The organism is Ureibacillus acetophenoni (assembly GCF_900220965.1).
Taxonomy (GTDB): Bacteria; Bacillota; Bacilli; order Bacillales_A; family Planococcaceae; genus Ureibacillus; species Ureibacillus acetophenoni.
This window is the reverse complement of the sequence record NZ_OBQC01000010.1, coordinates 17,528-36,626: the sequence shown is the minus strand read 5'-3', so window position 1 is coordinate 36,626 and position 19,099 is coordinate 17,528. Positions and strand designations below refer to the sequence as shown.

Annotated in this window: 17 protein-coding genes and 1 riboswitch; of the genes, 6 read left to right on the top strand and 11 right to left on the bottom strand. The window is 36.4% G+C overall.

Features of this window, described 5'->3' with window-relative positions; translation table 11 throughout:
* Positions 1-149: 149 nt before the first annotated feature.
* On the bottom strand, positions 150-1,442 hold the full coding sequence (locus CRO45_RS13115; RefSeq protein ID WP_097150090.1) for a GntP family permease: 1,293 nt from the start codon (positions 1,440-1,442) through the stop codon (positions 150-152).
* A gap of 415 nt (positions 1,443-1,857) precedes the next feature.
* Here CRO45_RS13115 and CRO45_RS13110 point away from each other — a divergent pair, with 415 nt between their 5' ends.
* From CRO45_RS13110 to CRO45_RS13090, 5 genes are all read left to right on the top strand, one after another.
* Entirely contained in the window at positions 1,858-3,267 is a 1,410-nt protein-coding gene (locus CRO45_RS13110; RefSeq protein WP_097150089.1) for a YfcC family protein, read from the top strand.
* A gap of 12 nt (positions 3,268-3,279) precedes the next feature.
* Entirely contained in the window at positions 3,280-4,437 is a 1,158-nt protein-coding gene (locus CRO45_RS13105; protein WP_097150088.1) for a M20 metallopeptidase family protein, read from the top strand.
* A gap of 275 nt (positions 4,438-4,712) precedes the next feature.
* Positions 4,713-4,913 carry a PLD nuclease N-terminal domain-containing protein gene (locus tag CRO45_RS13100; protein ID WP_235864594.1) on the top strand — a complete coding sequence of 67 codons (201 nt, stop codon included), beginning with the start codon at positions 4,713-4,715 and terminating at the stop codon, positions 4,911-4,913.
* 30 nt (positions 4,914-4,943) lie between these two features.
* Positions 4,944-5,849: an ABC transporter ATP-binding protein gene (locus CRO45_RS13095; protein WP_097150086.1), complete on the top strand. Its 906-nt coding sequence runs from the start codon at positions 4,944-4,946 to the stop codon at positions 5,847-5,849.
* On the top strand, positions 5,846-6,613 hold the full coding sequence (locus tag CRO45_RS13090; RefSeq protein ID WP_097150085.1) for an ABC transporter permease: 768 nt from the start codon (positions 5,846-5,848) through the stop codon (positions 6,611-6,613). The genes CRO45_RS13095 and CRO45_RS13090 overlap by 4 nt, the downstream gene beginning before the upstream one ends.
* Positions 6,614-6,869: 256 nt before the next feature.
* On the opposite strand, the gene CRO45_RS13085 is transcribed toward CRO45_RS13090, so the two are convergent.
* From CRO45_RS13085 to CRO45_RS13075, 3 genes are all read right to left on the bottom strand, one after another.
* Positions 6,870-7,766, bottom strand: a complete 897-nt coding sequence (locus CRO45_RS13085; RefSeq protein ID WP_097150084.1) for an alpha/beta fold hydrolase — start codon at positions 7,764-7,766, stop codon at positions 6,870-6,872.
* 259 nt (positions 7,767-8,025) lie between these two features.
* A complete protein-coding gene (locus CRO45_RS13080) occupies positions 8,026-8,880 on the bottom strand; it encodes a chemotaxis protein (RefSeq protein WP_097150083.1) in 855 nt (284 codons plus the stop codon).
* A 252-nt stretch (positions 8,881-9,132) separates the two neighbouring features.
* Positions 9,133-9,867: a glucose 1-dehydrogenase gene (locus CRO45_RS13075; protein WP_097150082.1), complete on the bottom strand. Its 735-nt coding sequence runs from the start codon at positions 9,865-9,867 to the stop codon at positions 9,133-9,135.
* 208 nt (positions 9,868-10,075) lie between these two features.
* Between CRO45_RS13075 and CRO45_RS13070 the strand changes: the two genes are divergently transcribed.
* The gene (locus tag CRO45_RS13070) at positions 10,076-10,723 is read left to right on the top strand and encodes a TetR/AcrR family transcriptional regulator (RefSeq protein WP_097150081.1); all 648 of its coding nucleotides are present in this window, start codon (positions 10,076-10,078) and stop codon (positions 10,721-10,723) included.
* 803 nt (positions 10,724-11,526) lie between these two features.
* Here CRO45_RS13070 and CRO45_RS13065 read toward each other — a convergent pair.
* The 7 genes from CRO45_RS13065 to CRO45_RS13035 all read right to left on the bottom strand — a co-directional run bounded on the left by CRO45_RS13065 (position 11,527) and on the right by CRO45_RS13035 (position 18,668).
* Positions 11,527-11,835, bottom strand: a complete 309-nt coding sequence (locus tag CRO45_RS13065; protein ID WP_097150080.1) for a hypothetical protein — start codon at positions 11,833-11,835, stop codon at positions 11,527-11,529.
* Complete coding sequence (locus CRO45_RS13060; RefSeq protein ID WP_097150079.1) at positions 11,832-12,761, bottom strand: HD-GYP domain-containing protein; 930 nt, start codon at positions 12,759-12,761, stop codon at positions 11,832-11,834. Before CRO45_RS13060 ends, CRO45_RS13065 begins: the two co-directional genes overlap by 4 nt.
* 485 nt (positions 12,762-13,246) lie before the next feature.
* Positions 13,247-14,557, bottom strand: a complete 1,311-nt coding sequence (locus CRO45_RS13055) for a M14 family zinc carboxypeptidase (RefSeq protein WP_097150078.1) — start codon at positions 14,555-14,557, stop codon at positions 13,247-13,249.
* Between the two features lie 52 nt (positions 14,558-14,609).
* Entirely contained in the window at positions 14,610-15,632 is a 1,023-nt protein-coding gene (locus CRO45_RS13050) for a M14 family zinc carboxypeptidase (RefSeq protein WP_097150077.1), read from the bottom strand.
* 476 nt (positions 15,633-16,108) lie between these two features.
* On the bottom strand, positions 16,109-16,978 hold the full coding sequence (locus tag CRO45_RS13045; protein ID WP_097150076.1) for a MetQ/NlpA family ABC transporter substrate-binding protein: 870 nt from the start codon (positions 16,976-16,978) through the stop codon (positions 16,109-16,111).
* Positions 16,979-16,990: 12 nt separating this feature from the next.
* Complete coding sequence (locus CRO45_RS13040) at positions 16,991-17,653, bottom strand: methionine ABC transporter permease (protein WP_097150075.1); 663 nt, start codon at positions 17,651-17,653, stop codon at positions 16,991-16,993.
* Positions 17,643-18,668: a methionine ABC transporter ATP-binding protein gene (locus CRO45_RS13035; protein WP_097150074.1), complete on the bottom strand. Its 1,026-nt coding sequence runs from the start codon at positions 18,666-18,668 to the stop codon at positions 17,643-17,645. The genes CRO45_RS13040 and CRO45_RS13035 overlap by 11 nt, the downstream gene beginning before the upstream one ends.
* A gap of 87 nt (positions 18,669-18,755) precedes the next feature.
* Positions 18,756-18,854, bottom strand: a riboswitch (SAM riboswitch).
* Between the last annotated feature and the right edge of the window lie 245 nt (positions 18,855-19,099).

Sequence of the window (19,099 nt, the reverse complement as noted above, 5' to 3'; positions counted from 1 at the left end):
CAAACTGTACCTTTTGTAATCGAGTTTTTTTTCTATTTTTAAGGGGAATTCATTTATTCGATTTATTTTCTTGTATTGTTAATGTAAAAAATCAAGGCGTTGGAGTTCATTTCCAACACCTTGAAAAGCCCTAAGGTCAGAGTATCTAATTAATAAAAGAATGGTGCAACTAATAAGATTGAAAAGGCCGCTATTATTGGTAATAAAACAGAAGTTACAAACGCGTGTTTATAGCCCTTTGCATACGCAACTCCGCTTAATGTGAACATAACTACAATTACAGAGTTCCACGGCATTGAGTCAAAGCCTATTGCAGTTGTAGCCATCAATCTATGAATTAATTCAGGATCATATCCCCAAGATAAGAATTCCGAACCAAATAAATTAGTGATCATCGTTAAACTTCCCGAAGAAGAACCTGTCATTGCAGATACGACGGATACAGTTGACATAATTTTCAACATACCGTTTATTTGTAATTCTAATAACGTAGTCTTCATCACTTCAAAGAAAGGAACAGTTTCAACAACTTTTGCTACACCAACTACTACCGAAACATAGATTAACGGTAAAATACCATTTTCTACTCCTTTACTTACTGTAGTGCTAATATTATTTAATGATTTCCAGAATAGCAGTAGCCCAACTATACTAGCGACTAGAAGTCCCATCACGATATCCATTTTGAATATATTTATTAATAGTAAGGCTGTTAAAATAGGTATAACAGATAGAATCGCATTAGGTGCTTTTTTTGCTAAAGCTTCCTCGTCAATATCATTTGCACTAATACTTTGGAATTCTTTAATATCAAAATGTTGGTCCGCATTTTTTAATAAAATCTTTACAAATAATGCTGCACCTAAGAGATATACGATCGTTGCCACTATCCCTACTCCTGCACCTGCCATTAGGTCTGTACCAAAATAGGTTGTTGGGATAATATTTAGTACTTGTAATGAGCCTGGTAACATACCTACAGGAGGGATTGTACCAATTAAGGCGATACCTGGGAAATAAGACCAAGGTATACGTAGTTTTTGGAACAAACTTTTACCTATTGGTAAGATAAAGAACACAATAACGAAAATACTTACACCGCCATACAATAAGATCATTGTTATGGCAACTAATGCTGGTATGGACCATTTGTCTCCGGCTTTCGTTGCAACAACATTTGCTAACCTCCAACCAGCACCACTATCTTCCATAATTTTTCCAAACATTGCTCCAATTACAAACAATAATAAATACTGACTAGCAAAACTAGTGAATCCTGACATATATGGACCTGTCCATGTTTCAGCAATATCTAATCCACTAAAAACAGCAATAATTGCACTAGTAATTAATGTGACAATTAATAAATTTATCTTTTTCCAGGAACCTATCATAAGGAAAATAAACCCTAATAGAATTCCTAAACCGCTAAGTGCTACCATAAAAAACCTCCATATCTTGTTGCATAATCTAAGATGTATACTGTTTTCCCCTATAACCTTAATTCAATTATTGCTCAATCTACTATTCATTTTGTTAGTTCCATCGATGATTTGTAAACGTTTTCATAAGAACTATACCTAAGCGATTATGACATAAATTTGACACTATTTCATATACTTTTCTCGTTATAATTGTTATTCCAAAATGGTTATATGTATGGTTTGGAAGACTATTTATCACTTAGAACTACACCTTATTAGTAATCTAGAACGTTGCTAATGAACGTTCTTAGTGGTTTTTTATAACAATCAAAAAAATATCAAAATTATCATTGAATATTATTTGAATATAAATTAAAATAAACTGCATAAATATTCAACTCATCTTAGATTAGACATAAAGGAGTTTATATATATGAATCACGAACAGACAAAAGAGACAAGTAAGAACAAAAGAGTTCTTAACATAAACGCGTTTGTTTTACTATTTTCTATTATTGTTATTGCGGCAGCCCTCACACATTTTTTACCTGCAGGTGAGTATGAGCGAATTGAAGAAAATGGTCGAACTTTAGTCGTACCAGGTTCGTTTCAATATACAGAATCGTCACCTGTTGGATTTTTAGATATTTTTAGTAATATTCATATTGGGATGATCAATGGAGCGGGCATCATATTCTTCGTTTTAATTGTTGGAGGAGCATTTGGAATTTTAAAATTTACAGGTGCCCTCGATGCTTTTATCATTACAATCACAAAGAAATTAGGAAATAGAGAATTACTGCTAATTCCTGTGCTTATGCTCTTTTTTGCCGTAGCCGGGGCTTTAATGGGATTGGCTGAAGAAACGATTGTCTATATTGCCATCATTGCACCATTAGCTGTATCGTTAAAGTTGGATGCTATTGTTGGATATGCAATTGTTTCATTAGGTGCTGGGGTTGGATTTATGGCTGCAGTTCTCAATCCGTTTACTGTCGGAGTTGCACAAAGCATTGCAGAATTGCCTACATTCTCTGGCATTGGCTTAAGAATCGCGCTCTTTTTTGTATTGTATTTAGCTGCCGTACTATACGTATGGCGATACGCGAAAAAAGTTAAAGCCAATCCAAGCATAAGATTTTTAGGTCACTTTACAAATGAAGACGAAGCTAAAATAAACACAGATGTCATTTTAACTTTCCGTCATAAAATCATATTAATATTATTCTTACTAAACTTTGTTGCTTTAATTTTTGGTGTGATCAAATATGGATGGTATATTACTGAAATAGCAGGATTGTTTTTATTATTTGGTATTTTGTTTGGGATTGTAGGAAAGTTATCCCCAAGCCAAATTGCGGATAGTTTTATTGATGGAGCAAAAGATTTAGTTGGAGGAGCTTTAATCATTGGTTTTGCTCAAGCCATTCTCGTCGTTATTCAAGATGGAAAATTAATCGATACGATTCTTTTCTCTGCCTCTACTTTACTTAGTCAACTATCACCTTTTTTTACTGCCATCGGAATGTTCTTTTTACAACTTTTCCTAAATTTCCTTGTGCCGTCTGGAAGTGGACAAGCAGCACTTACAATGCCCATTATGGCACCATTAGCTGATCTTGTTGGCATAACAAGACAAACAACTGTACTTGCTTATCAACTTGGAGATGGTATTTCGAATTCCCTATTCCCTACTTCAGGTGTCTTACTTGCAGGACTAGCTGTTGCTGGAATTCCTTTTACAAAATGGATTAAGTGGGTTATGCCATTTATCATTATCCAAATCATTATTAGTATTATATTTTTAATTATTGCACAAGCCATTCAATATGGCCCATTTTAGTGGAGGTACTTTATGTTTCAATTACACTACGTTGACCAACAGCTAATTGATTGGTCGATTAAACAACGCAGACATTTTCATATGTACCCCGAATTGTCGGGACAAGAATATAAAACAGCGGCTTACGTGAAGGAAAAATTAGGTGAATTCGGGATTCCAATAATGGAAAAATTCTCAGAGCCTAACGTTATCGCATATTTTAAAGGAACAGATGGTGAAAAAACGATCGCTTTGCGAGCAGATATGGATGCTCTTCCCGTTATTGAAGAAGGAGACAAGCCCTATACTTCAACAGTTTCTGGCGTCATGCATGCATGCGGTCACGATGGTCATACTGCTACTTTACTTGCAGCTGCCAAGTGGATGAGTGAAAATGCACATTTAGTAAAAAACAACATTGTTCTTATTTTCCAAAGCTCTGAAGAAATGTCACCAAGCGGGGCACAACAACTTGTAAAAGAAGGTGTATTAGATGATGTTGATGCCGTTTACGGTATTCATTATATGTCCAATATTCCCTTAGGCAAAATTGGGTTTTCAGTAGGGCCTTTCATGGCTTCAAGTGACGACTTTGATATTGTTATTGAAGGTAAAGGTGGTCATGCTGGTAACCCACATGAAACGGTGGATCCTATTTATATTTCAAGTCACCTTATACAAGGATTACAGTCGATTGTTAGTCGTAATTTAAATCCTATACACGGTGGCGTGATTTCAATTACTGGATTTCAAACAGGCATGTCCTACAATGTTATTCCTGAAAAAGTGATACTTTCAGGAACAATAAGAGCCTTAACGCAAGAAGGTGCCGATATAATGCTTCAAAGAACAGCTAAGTTAACGGAGTCCATTTGTGAAAGCTTTGATGCAAAAGGACATTTAAAGTTAATCGAGGGAACTCCCCCACTATACAATCACCCAGAAGCTTGTGACGTTGCAAGAGGAATTATCGAGAAAACCTTTGGCAAAGAAGTCTTTTCATTAATTGAACCTGTACTTGGGGCAGAAGATTTTGGTTTCTACTTGAGGGAAAAAATAGGAGCATTCATTCATGTCGGGATGAAAAGCGAAATCAGCGCGTACCCACACCATCACCCCAAATTCGATTTAGATGAAGCTGCGATTCCAGCGGGTATAGAACTGATGATTCAACTTGCTGTGAATGCGTAATTAACCATCTTCAAAGAACAATTTTCTAATCATAAACTAAATTAAAAGATGAAAAAAGCCTTTGGTGAATACCAGAGGCTTTTTCAATGTTTAACTAATCTAACCACTGATTATCAAGCTCAGTTTCCGCTCTTTGTGGTACGGTTCACCGAAATTAATGTGGGTTGGTTTTTATTTTATTTACATCTCAATATTTTTGTTATAGTAAACATAGAACAAATCTGTTATACTAAGCATATAACAAACATAGGTATGTTAATAAGGGGGTAATGATATTGAACTTCAACTTTGAAATTAACTGGGCTTTGCTCGCTCCGCTCATTGTCATTCAGGCGATTTTATTAATTATTGCTTTGTTTGATCTTGTGAAAACTGAGAAAACGAATGGACCTAAATGGATGTGGGTACTGATTGTTCTGTTAATCGCTACTTTTGGTCCGATTTTGTATTTTGTCATTGGGAAAAAGCGTGATTAGATAAATGTTTCCTTGAAAGGTGTGGGATGGATGAAGCTGATGGAAGTACAATCCTTAACGAAGTCATTTGGAAAACATGTGGCCGTTAATGATTTATCTTTTTCAATCGAGGAAGGTCACTGTGTCGCGTTGCTTGGTGCAAACGGCGCAGGAAAGACTACTACGTTAGAAATGCTCGCAAGTTTGCAAAAACCAACAAAGGGTTCGGTATCCTTTTTAGGTGTTGAAAAAAAGGATTTCCGGGAAGATATAGGCTACCTGCCACAGTACCCTGTTTTTTTCTCTTGGATGAATGCTATGGAATACCTCGTGTTAATGGGTGAGCTTTCTGGAATGTCTAAGGCCAAGGCGATGGCCCGTGCTGATGAGTTACTTGAACTTTTAGGCATTGCCGATGCTAAAAAGCGTAAGATCGGTGGGTTTTCAGGAGGGATGAAGCAACGTCTCGGAATTGCACAGGCACTGATTCATGAACCAAAATTGCTCATGCTGGATGAGCCGGTTTCGGCACTTGACCCTGTTGGACGTAGGGAAATCCTTGAATTGATGAAATTATTGAAAGAAACGACGACGATTCTGTTTTCGACTCATATCCTTCATGATGCTGAGGAAGTTTGTGATGATGTCATTATGATTCATAAAGGTGAACTTGCCGTATCGGGGTCCCTATCGGAGCTACGCCGAAAGCATCAGGAAGATGTTATTGTCATCGCAGCGGATGAAAATCTAGATGCGTGGGCTGGGAGCATTGAAAGTTGGGATGTTGTTTCAAAAGTGATTTCAGCGAATGATAAGGTTGAAATTTATGTAAAAAGTGTTGCCGAGGCAAGAACTCAACTTCTAGCTGAAATAAACGAAAAGCAGCTGCCAATTACAAGCTTCACGGTAGGACAAACAAGTCTTGAAGGCCTGTTCATGGAGGTGGTGGGAAGATGAAAAAGTGGTTCGTTCTTCATCGAAAAGAATGGCTTGAGATGACCCTCAATTATAAAATCATCTGGATCCCACTTATATTTGTATTGTTCGGACTTATGCAGCCGATCACAAGCTACTATATGCCCGAAATCTTGAAAAACGCAAGTAACCTCCCAGAAGGGTCCATCATCCAAATTCCAATGCCTACAAGCGGAGAAGTCTTAACACAAACTATGGGACAGTTTAACCAGATTGGGGTTCTCGTTCTTGTTCTTGCTTTTATGGGGATCGTTTCTTCTGAACGGAGAAGCGGAATGATCAAAGCAATTCTAGTAAAGCCTGTTAGCTATCCATCGTATATTACCTCTAAATGGATGAGTGTTGTTCTACTTAGTGCAGGATCAGTATTCCTAGGCATGCTAGCTTCATGGTATTACACAGTATTATTAATCGGCGATTTTCCATTTATAGATATGGTTAAGGGTACCCTTATCTATTTCATCTGGATATTGTTTATAGTTACATTCACTGTTTTTCTTAGCAGCTTTTTGAAAAGCAGCGGATTTGTGGCCGCATTTACGCTTGTTTTGAGTATTTTATTATCACTTTTAACATCACTTTTCGAAAAATGGATGGAATGGAGCCCAGCCCAACTAACGAATGCCGCAGCTTCCCTATTCATGGCTGGGGATATTGAAGGACCATTGTTGCTCCCACTTATCACTACTGTCATTCTTACAGCCCTTTTCCTATACCTGGCTACTAGTCGTAAATCAAGTGTGTAACTGATTGGGATATCTGATAAATAAGGGGAGATTTTACGCTTAACGGTCATAACCGACGCTTAAAAAGCAAAAATAAGGGGAAAATTTACCCTTAACAGTTCAAAAAAAGGCAAAATCCACCGATTTAAATAAAATAAGCGGAAAAACTACCTTTATTTTAAAAGAAATAGAGGTAGTTTTTGATTTAAAGGGAATTTCTCCGCTTATTTTCGATAATAACCAACCTCAACTATGATTAGAGAATTAGAACCCACATTTAGGAAACTTTTTTAATAGAAGTACCCGAGTGGATTTTTATTTTTTCTTCTCTAACTGATGGTAGTTGAGTAGATTGATTTTTTATGAAATCTAAAGTAAGTTGATTGAATTCTAATGGTTTTTCTATGTTACATACGTGCCCACACTTATCAATTATGTATAAATTTGAATTTTTTTCATTTTGAACGTGAGATTTAATTCCGTCTATAAACATATGATCCTCATTTCCACATATATAGAGTTTCGGAATTTCATTAGTCAATTTACTCAGCTCATTATAGATCTTGTACGAGTCTCTTATAACAAAAGCCCATCGAAGGTAAGATTGTTTGCTCAGTTTATTGGCCTCTCTGATAAAAATCCCTCTAGATTTTTTGTGATTAACTTTTGGCATCAATATATATGCGAAGGTCACGTAGGGCAATTTATATGGAAGTAAATTTCGTATTCCTTTTGCCAACGTTGTTTTGCCGAGTATCTCTCCCCACTTACGCCATTTACCAGATGCACCTGCTAATACCATCGATTGTATTCTATTAGGAAAATGCATGGCTAAATACTGCATCAAAATTGTACCTGATGAGACTCCTACAAAATGTGCAGATTCAATATTCTCTTTATCTAAAATATCAATTACTAGTTTACTTGTTGCATATAATGTATTTGCTTCTTCACTAGGTAAATTACTCGACTCTCCATGTCCAGGTAAGTCAATTAAAAGTAGATTATATTGTTCTTTTAAGGTTGGAATTTGTTTATAAAATATCGAGCAATTTCCACCTAAACCGTGGAACAAGACGATCCATTCTTTATGAGCATGGTTTGTTATCGTCTCATAATATAATTCATGTTTATTGGTAAAAAATTCATTCGTTTCATTTGAAAATTTATTCATTATCTATCCCCCTAGGAACATTCAAACTTAACCATAACATCGCCTTCCTATTAGGGAACTAGATAAATGATAATTCATCTAAAAACAGTATAAACTTACTAGAAATTTGCGGAGTATAATAAATTCAAGAAAATCTATGAATTACTTTCTCAATACTTTCGTCAGTAAATAAAGATTAACCCACCTTTGAGTTCGTCGCTCTGATGGGTTAATCCTAATTATGAACCAATCCCCCTGTTTAAGTATGGTTAATCCCTAATTACAAATGATTAATCTGTCTCCACGTACGCACTAAACCATCCACGATTGGTTCAATTACTCGCATATCAGTTAGATAGGCTGTATGGCATAATGGGTTCCAACTTGTTAAGAAGTTACCTACCATTACTACTCGATCTTCGTCAACAGCGGCATGATAGTTTTCATTTACAGGCTTTAGTGGAAAACCTAACACATCATTTTTGCTGTAAAAGTTGAGCCATTCTCCATGTAATCCGGGATAGTAGTTTTGGAGGTTTTTTGAAGGAATGTGAATCGGACGGTTAAAGTTTGTATATCGTAAACTCCATAATGGGAGGGATGTACCCATTGTATAGAATAAGGTTAACGTATCGCCTTTTTCCAAAGGGGAAGAATTGTTAATGATTGAAGTGACTTCATGTCGTTTAAATTGTAAATCATAAAAATAATTAATTGCCATTACCGATCCTAAACTATGTGCAATGACACATAATGGTGCATTTTCTCCAGCCTTTTTAGAAAGGTTGTTCAGACCTTCCCCTATTTTCTCATGTACTTTCTCATAATTATGCTTTGCCGTCTCCACAGGTTGATAAGCAATTGCATCACCTAAATAATTGATGAGGAAACTCCTTAGTCCTTGATAATTTAATTGATTATCCCGAACCAGTTTATTAAACAGATTTTCCTCACTATCTCTAAACACTGTGGCCCACAGAACCGGTTGAATGACAAGTTGGGAAGCAGGATCTTCCACAAGATGCTTCATTTTTTCAGTGAATATTTTAGTAATCTTGGCAATCGTTTCGTTTGCAAACCCTTCTTTTTGATTTCCCATACCATGAATAATTGCTACGGCTACTTTTTTATACATTGCCATCCCCTCTAATAGAAAATATCTATTTCTTTATGACAATATATTCAAAGGTTGATAGATTTGAAACGACGATTTCACTACACCGTGCAAATTTTCTAAACTGCGGGCATTATTACTTCTATGTAATTTCTAATCTCACTTTCGATCGGTAATCACCTACCTTACAAGCGAATTTTAGCGAAATAAAAATGCTTAATTAAACCTTTAGAAGGTTAATTAAGCATTTTTACTATAAATTACGGCTTTCCATTACATTGCTGTTAATCCACCGTCAACGACAAATTCAGAACCTGTTGAATAGCTAGATTCATCAGACGCAAGGAATAGTACCATATTAGATACTTCTTCAGGTTGTGCTATACGTTGATATGGAATGTGTTTTGCAAACTCTTTTATTTGTTCTACTGCATCACCTTGTGTAACCATTGGCGTTTCGATTACACCAGGATGTACAGAGTTAACACGAATTCCTAATGCACCGAGTTGAAGCGCTGCTGCTTTTGTAATTCCACGTACAGCGAATTTTGTGTCTGTGTAGCCTATTGCACCACCAACAAGTCCATTTATAGATGAGATATTAATAATTGAACCATTTCCTGCTTTTTGCATGGAAGGAACTACCGCTTTCATGCCTAAGAATACAGATACTTGGTTAATATCAACGATTTTGCGATATTGTTGTTCTGTCATTTCCATTAGTGGAACACTCATACTGATCCCAGCATTGTTTACTAATATATTAATGGGACCAAAAGCATTTTCTGCCTCAGCAATTACATTAGCCCAGTCATCAGCATTGGTTACATCTTGCTTCACAAATTTAACGTTTGCACCTAGTTCATTTGCTAAAGCGTTTCCACCTTCTTCATTGATATCCGTGAAAACTACTTTTGCACCTTCTTTTACAAAAAGTCTTACGTGAGACGCTCCCATTCCTTGTGCGCCACCAGTAATTACTGCAACCTTATTGTCTAATCGACCCATAATAATTCCTCCCCATTCTAATCGGGATTGATTCCTAATCATCATTCCCGTAAATGTTTAACAGTATAAAATTGGTTACCACTACTTCATCCAGATAAAGTAATGATAGTTTAACTATCATTACTCAAATTGTAATTGAAGTTTGATATAATTGCAAAATAAATAGATCATGTATGACTAGAAATAGTTTTAACCAAAGGAGATTATTATGGACCTTTCCAACAAAACTGGATTAAGAGAAAAAAATAGAAACAAACGTTACCAAAGTATTGTCAATACTGCTGAAGGATTATTTGCAAACTTTGGATTAGAAAACGTCAAAATGCAAGCAATTGCTGATGAAGAAGGAATTGGCATCGCTACCTTATTTCGATACTTTCCAAAAAAGGACAAATTGATTGTCGCAGTTGCAACCTCAATCATGGATGAAGAACTTTTCCAATTTCAACGAATTGCCGATGAGCCAATCAATGCGTATGAAAAGTTTAGTAAGATATTTGATTACCTAGAGGAGAGTGTTACCCAACCCTCCATCAATTCTTCGAGGTTTATTGATGCATTTGAAAATTATGTAGCTACATCAGCGCAAAGCTTGGAAGATATCGAACTATATGACGAAGTGAGAGAAGAAATCTATGTTTTGATGTTAAGCATCATGCAAGAAGGAGAACTCGATGGATCTATTCGTAAGGATATAAATATAAAGGAAACCTTGATAACATTCATCAATAGTTTTGGATTATTCTCTAGAAAGTTAGCCCTTATGAAATTAGTTAACTATTACGATTTAGAGGTTAGCCCGAAGCGACAATTAGAGATTATGAAAGAACTTTACTTATCACATATTAAAGCTTAGGAAGCGTTGATGATGCACTATTGTAAAGTGACTCATACTCATTCCTTTGATTTCTATTATTATGTATTCTTTAAAGGCTCCGATTCTCCTCTTCCTATAAAAAAAGTAAGCTTACTCTATTTTTCAATTAGGAGTATAATTGGGATATATAAATACGACATACGTGCTGTAAATTAGTTGTAATAGTTTGATAACTCAAGGGTGGTTGGCTCACTCCCCTTAATAGGAAGACAGACTAAGAGCACCACGTCCTATGGCAACGTCTGCATGACCTGCATCCTGCAGGCCCGGTGTGATGCAAATGACTGTATATGAGGCATTAATGTTTGCAGTAGCATCCGCAGCGTTAATTGTATCAATACTTTCATCAAAGCATAAAAAATAACCCATCCTTGAGTTAGCCGCTCAGATGGGGCACATACATACCACTGTAGCCAGTCCCCCTTGAAGGAATCGACTTCTATGTTTGACTACTTAATGTTAGCGCATCAGGTAGTCTTTTTAACATTACGCTATTTCTTCCTTTACTATACAATTACTATACAAGGATTCTAAGTTTGAACAAGAATGGCTCCAATAGTTTGCCCGTAGCCAAGGATTTTAGCTAATTCGCATTTTTGCAAGCTATATGTAATCTCATTTTATTTCTTTACAAAAAACATCAAAAAAAACCTTCATAGCAATGATTGCTAGAAGGTTTAGGTCTACACTTTGTAAGTCCACATGCCGGGAAAGATTACTTGACTTATATTATCCCAATATATTTTTCCCGTCCGTGACTTACCCTCGATTGTCTCTCAAGATCATTTCTTTACTACAGGAAAATTGTAAGTAGGCTTCGGTGGATCGATCGCAAGAATATTAACACCGTTGATGCCTATCCAAATATATGAGTGATCTACTTCTACACCCGTAGTATTTGTAAGTGTGTTGTGCAGGCTCTCTTGTAATTCGAAAGTAGTTGTTGCTGTTTCACCAGAGAATGTAGGCAGGAGATTTGAATTTAGGTTAATGTGAATGTCTCCACTAGAATCATAGGCAGCGCCTGCAGTACCAGCAAAAGCAAATGTAAGCAATATCGTAGAAATAATACCAATCGTAAACTTTTTCATCTAATTTCACCTCCTTTAACATCACTAAGAATAGCAATAAAATGGTCCACTACCTCGGGATGATAGAGCGTCCCTCTTCCTTTCAAGATTTCGGCAGTTGCCTCCTCATGTGTAAGTGCTTTTCGATAAACTCGATCTGTCGTCATCGCATCAAAGGAATCTACAACAGAAACTATGGCAGCAGCGACGGAAATTTCCTCGCCTTGAAGCCCTTTCGGATAGCCAGTTCCATTAAATCGTTCATGATGTTGTTCCACGATAGCAGCAACTTCTAAGAAAGGAAAATTAGCTTCCTCTAAGACTTCTTTTCCGTAAGTAGGGTGCATTTTCATGACTTCCCACTCTTCTGAAGTTAGTTTTCCTGGCTTATTCAAGACATTTTCGGGAACTTTGACCTTCCCGATGTCATGTAGAAATGAGCCTAAATTAAGTTGATAGAGTTCAGTGGAATTAAGCTTCATCCGCTCCCCGATTGTCATGGATAATTGCAAAATGCGTTTACAATGGTCCGCCGTGTAGCCATCCTTTTCTTCCACTTGAATGGCCAATTCTCGCATCCCCTGCAGAACATTACTATAATGATAAAAAACCGGCTGCGATGTAACATACAGAAATTCGGTCTCTTCGTTGGCCTGAAAAAAGCAGTCATGTGTTAGCAAACTTGCATTAAGTGAATCGCCTGCTTTTAAGATCCTAATATTATCTTTTACTTTGACACTCATTTCTCCTGCTAATAGGAAAATAAATTCTGAACCAGTCCACCCCTCTGATGGTCCTATTGCCCAACTACTTTCAGCTCTAAGCCGGTGATGAATAATTTCCGTACCATCATAAGAAGAAAGTAATGCAACGTCCATGCCATCAGTGGATACTACTTCCAAAGCCTGTCCTGCAGCTAAGAATCGTAAACCAAAGTTATCTAGCATATGTGTACCTCTTTTTCCAAATATTATAGTTTTCGTTTTATCTATTTACTAGTAGTGTGTTAGTTTAATAAACACTTAGATTGCAAAACGATTAGTATTCACGTGAACGTTGATAAATATGTTAATAATGAAACTTCAAAATATTGTTCTTCTATAATTTCAGCAATTTTGTAGATTTTTTCAATCTATTTATTTTATATTTATAAATATTTCGAATTTACACTTAATACATTTATCCTAAATTATATACTATTAAAGTGAAAAAATAACTATTTCAATTTTCTAATCTTATGTTCAAACTATATTAATTTTACGTTTTGGTTACTATAGTAGATTTACACACTAACTATTGATTATGTAGAAAGGATGGCTGAGGCTGTACCCTGAAACAACCCCTGTAACGAAAATTGATTCCACACAAAAGCACCATTTTTCAACTAGTGAAAAATGGTGTTTTCGATTTTAACCTATTCTATTTTCCATTCTTAATTCCTTGAAGTAGGGTCTTTGATTGGGTTGGCACTCTCTGGAATTTCATCGTATACTTTTGTATCGACTTCGTGTATTGAGCCATCAGCCAGACCTTTGAAAACGGCCATTAAAGGCTGAGTAACTGTTTCTTTTAACATACCAGACTGCTTTTGTCCTAGCGTCTGACTTTGACCTTTAATTTCAATTAGCATAATCGACGTGTCGTTTAGAGCGAACGCACCAAGAGCAGTACCAGGTAAATTCACATTAGGATATTTTTGAACAGCGCCAAAATGTGAATTTCCCTTTTGTAGAGTAAGTGCTGATAGAGCATTTACTTGTTTTGCAAGCGTAAGTACATCTTCATCTACTTCATACTGCTTCCCTGTAAATGGATCTGTATATGGCTCAGCTACTACTGCTGCAAATTGGACAGGCACAGAGCGATTATCCTCATCAGATACTGTGTTGAAACCGCGGTGATGAACATCTACAAAGACATCCGGTTGGAACTCTTGGAATACACTTGTAACCGTTCGTGCTTCTGCTGTTACATAGAAGCCACCATATCTACTGTTATTCGTCGTTCTCGAGTTTAGGAATGAAGCAACTTCGTCGAGATTATGATTCTCTACTCTAAAATCTAGATTCGGATTGTAATCCCTGTTCTGATCATACCCTGGAATTCCGTAAACTACGCGGCCTTCATTATTTTGCGCTCTTTCACTACCATCTTTATTGTAGTACCAAGGGGCAACTGTATCCGCTGGTAACCCAATGTTTTCAGGCAGCCAAGTCTGGTGCGTATAGCGAGTCGGATACCACTTACCTTCGTATAAATTATCTGCGCCTTCTGGGTTAATGCGTGGCATGATCCAGATTGATACTTTATCTAAAATCTCATTAACTTCCTGCCCATTTGATGAAAGCTTCTGAATCAGATCGATCGCAGCTTCCGCACCAATTTGCTCATTTCCATGAATTTGAGCGGTAATTAGAATACGCTTCTTATTCGGATCGTTATCACCAAACTTAACTAAATAGATTGGTTCACCCTTGTCCGCTTCCGTTTGATATCCATCTGGTGCAAGATTGGAATAGCCAGCAATTTCAAGCTTCATCTTCCCATTAGCAGACTTTTCAAGGTTTTGTAGTTTCTTTGCTAAGTCCTCGTTTGACATAAAACTTGCTAAAGAATTGTTTTGATTGTCTTCGATGTATGGTCCGTTAGGTGTAGACTGCGGTGTTGCAAAAGCGGCAGAAGAAACTCCTAATGTGAGTGCCAATGCCGCTGGTAAAATGACCGTTGAAAACTTCTTTTTCATGAAATCCCTCCATATGATTGTCCAAATCTAGCAACCTATAAAAATGCTCTCATTATCTTTGCGTTTCTAATGTATCCCAGAAACTAGTATCAACAGTTTCAATTGAACCATCCGCTATTGCTCGAACTGCAGCATCAAGTGTCGTAATCGTTTGTTTGATTAAGTAACCATTACTCTTTTGACCAATGATTGCCCACTCACCTTCGTGATCAGACATTCCGCGCATTTCGAAAAGTAATGTGGAAATATCGTATTGAACTGCGGCACCATTTCGGCCAATATTCTCACCACTACCGCCATTATATTTTGCTATATGTCCCCATCCAGTAGAATCAACAGCATTAAATACAACTGCCCCTAGTTTTTTCGATTTCTCTAATACTTCTGGTTTCACATTACTATTTGTTGGATAAAGCATCGAACCTGATACTAATTTCCCATCACGTCTAGATTGAGTACCTTGATGATGTAAATCGATCATGTAATCAATATCATACTTTTGTAAAACATTTTCATGAAGGGCTTTTGTTTCAGGATGCACTTTAGCAACGTGATCACGATTTAAGTCCGCTCCTACTGCATTGTAACGTGTTAAATGACGTCCCCCGTCTGCTATATAATCTTCAAGAGAAAAATCTACATCCCCCATCGCACCATCTGCATTCAACATTGGTAAAATAAGAATATTGACATTATCAAGTACGCCCTTTGTTTTACCTGTACCAAGATGTTTGATGAATTCTAATGCACCTTCTGTAGTTAATTGTTCATTCCCGTGCTGTTGTGTTAAAAATAGAATCGTTGGGTTGCTTGGGTCTGAAATATATTTTGCTAGGTGGATATCTCGACCTTTTACCGTTTGACCAATTACCTCAAGTTGCATAGCGTCTTGCTTAGCATCTTGCGTTTTAAGGAACTTTACCATTTCATCGTAAGTATAAAGATTAGCAGTTTGAATCGATTCATTTCCACCATAGTTAGGTCCTTCACCTACAGCATAGGCAGGTAATACTGGCGTGACAGCTCCCAATGCTAATAATCCAGTTAATGATAGTGCTACTACTTTCTTTTTCATAAGACCCCTCCGTTTTCTTTTTTCGAAATTATTAAAATAGTTTGCATATTTAGAATATCTATTATTACTTTAATGGTATATAGAGGGAATCTATCAATTTATATTCTTTTAATTTGGGGAAATTGTTATAACTTAATAGTTTCTAAGTATATTCATTTACTTACTTTTTCGATTTTTATCGCATGTTTGCATAGAGTAAAAGTCACTCACATAGTTAGAGAACCTGTTTAGTATATGACTCGAATTTATCCCCCTATTTAACTTAGTGAAATTCATTGTAAATATAAATATCTGGGACAAAATGAAAAACACCATTTTTCTCAAGGCGAAAAATAGTGTTTTAGTAATATTGATTTTTGTTCCAGGGATCTATCTCTACTTCAAATAAAAATAACCCATCCGAGCGTTGTGAGCTCAGATGGGTTATTTTAATCTCTTTTAAATGGAACAATGTTTATAGTTATCTATTTGATACCTTATTTATAATATTTCAGCATATTTTCAAACATTGTTGCTGTTTCTTCTGCTGTTTTACGGATGATAATTTGACTACCTTTAAACTCTTCTTTAATCGCCTCTTCTACTTCTGGTGTATGATAAAGTTCAGCGATTTTCAAGTAATCTTCATTATCTGCTTCTTCTGCTCGTGCTGCCATAATGTTAATATATGGTTCAACCGTTTCTGACTCTGAATTTTCGTAGTAAATTGCATCAGTAGTTGGTGTTAAGCCTGCTTGTGCTGCAATACCATTGTTTATTAATGAAATTGTTACATCAGGTAGTACACGTGCTGTTTGTTGTGGTTCCATTGGGATAATTTCAAGTTCAAGTGGATTTGACGTAATTTTCGTTTCATCTCCAGTAATACCAAAATCATCACTTAGTTCAAGCACTCCTGCCTCTTGCAATAAATTTAACGCACGTGGAAGAGTTGATGCATCATTAGGAATAGCAACTTTATCGCCTTTTTGTAAATCGTCTATAGAAGTAATTTTGTCTGAATAAACCCCTAATGGTGCAAATACAGTTGTACTAATTGGAACTAAATCTTCACCAGACTCATTAACAAAGTTAGAGAAAAATGAAATTGTTTGGAATGCATTTAAGTCGATATCACCAGCTGCCAATGCTTTGTTCGGCAAAATATAATCAGTAAACTCTACTACTTCTAACGTGATTCCCTCTTTTTTAGCTAATTCAACCATTACTGGCCATTGAGCTCCGTCTGCTCCGTTTACACCAATTTTAATTACTTTATCTGATCCTTCTGAATTTTCATTACCGCCACATGCAGCTAAAGCAAGTGCAGCAAGTGCTGTTAAAGCTAATAATAGTAATTTTTTCACTTTTATTTACTCCTATCGTCTCATTAGTTTTTTTGCAATTGTATTGCCTATCCATTGTGCAATTTGTACTAAAATAATTAATATAACAACTGTTACAATCATGACGCTCGTATCGAACCTTTGATAACCATATGTAATGGCTACTTGGCCTAAACCACCGCCACCAACATAACCAGCCACAGCCGAGAAGTCGATTAAGCCAATTGATACGAATGTTAACCCTAGCACTAAAGGTCCAAGTGCCTCTGGAATTAACACAGTGAAAATAATTTGTAGTGGGCTAGCTCCCATCGCCTTTGATGCTTCAATTACTCCCGGATCGATACTCATTAAGTTTTGCTCCACGATACGTGCAACACTAAATGTAGCCATAATGGCCATTGGGAATATGGCTGCCCCTGTCCCAATCGTTGTTCCCATAACTGTACGTGTCACAGGCATTAAGAATACTAGAAATACAATGAATGGGATTGGACGAATGATATTAATGATGAAGTTCAAAATACCAAAAATCCATCTGTTTTCTAATATATTATTTTGACGTGTAACGAATAGCGCCAAGCCAACCGTTATACCGAAAATAGAACCAAAAATTAGCGTAAGGGTCACCATGTAGATTGTTTCACCAGTCGCCTCAATAATGTGCTGGTAAAAGGTACTCCAATCAACTTTCATCTAAGATAACCTCCTTAATGTCAACAATTGCTTGTAGTTCTTGAATTGCTTTAGATACTTTATCTTGATCTCCTTTAAACGATAAAACTAAGTTCCCCAACAAATTTCCTTGGATTTCACGAACTGAACCATAAACAATATTGAAATGAACATCGTATTTTTGAGTCACCTGCGATAATAATGGTTGGTTAGTAGCGCCACCTGTATATGTAACTTGGTATATATGTTTATCACCTGCAGCATGCCACTCTTTTAGTAGTTCTGCAGAAGGTAAATCTTTGTTAACCGACTCAATGAAGCGTTGTGTCGTAGGATGTTCAGGTTTTGTAAACACATCAAGCACATCCCCTAATTCAATTACTTCACCATTTTCCATTACTGCAACGCGATTACAAATCGTTGTAATTACATTCATTTCGTGTGTAATCAATAGAACTGTAATACCTAATTCTTTGTTTACCCGCTTTAATAGCTTTAAAATATCCGCTGTCGTTTCAGGATCCAGCGCAGATGTTGCTTCATCACATATCAAAATTTCCGGATTCGTTGCTAATGCACGTGCAATCCCAACCCGTTGCTTTTGTCCACCTGATAATTGCTCCGGGAAGTTTTTCGCCTTATCTGATAAACCAACAAATTCTAATAGTTCTGCTGTACGACGTTCGATTTCAGCCTTAGGAACGCCTTCTAACTTCAGAGGATATGCTACATTTCCTGCGACAGTACGTGATGAGAATAAATTAAAGTTTTGAAAAATCATCCCAATTCTACGTCTTAATTGACGTAAATCTTTCGCAGACAGTGAAGCTAAATCTGTATCGTTAATTTTGACCATTCCAGAGGTTGGGGCCTCTAGTAAGTTTACGAGCCTTAATAATGTACTCTTCCCTGCGCCACTAAAACCAATGACACCGAAAATATCGCCTTTGTTTACTGTTAGTGATACATTTCTAACAGCATGAACTTCACGTTTAGCTATTTTAAAAGTTTTAGAAACATCTAAAAACTCTATCATTTTTATCCCTTCTTTCTCAAAACCGCTGATTCCCAAAAAAAAATCATTTCTTAGAAGCTAAGAAATGAAAGATTGCAATGGCTCTCATTCTTATCTTTCAAGTGAATTACTTGCAGGATTTGGCACTGGCATAAAGCTGCTGCCGAGACTTCAGTGGGCCTGTCCCTCCGTCTCTCTTGATAAGAATCTATTAAATTTTGTAAAATTTAATTGTTTCTAATTTTAATAATATTAAATCAGTTTGTCAATATAGTTTTTTTAAATAATGATTTTATTCTGAAATTTACTTTAATTCGGATTCTCGATGGATATAATTATTTAATTCTCCTAAATATTGTTATACTGGTATATCAGTCCTATAACATAATAAAAGACGCAGAGAGACAGGCTCCTTGCCCACGAAAGTTCAGTTCGGCCAGGATGCCTGTCTC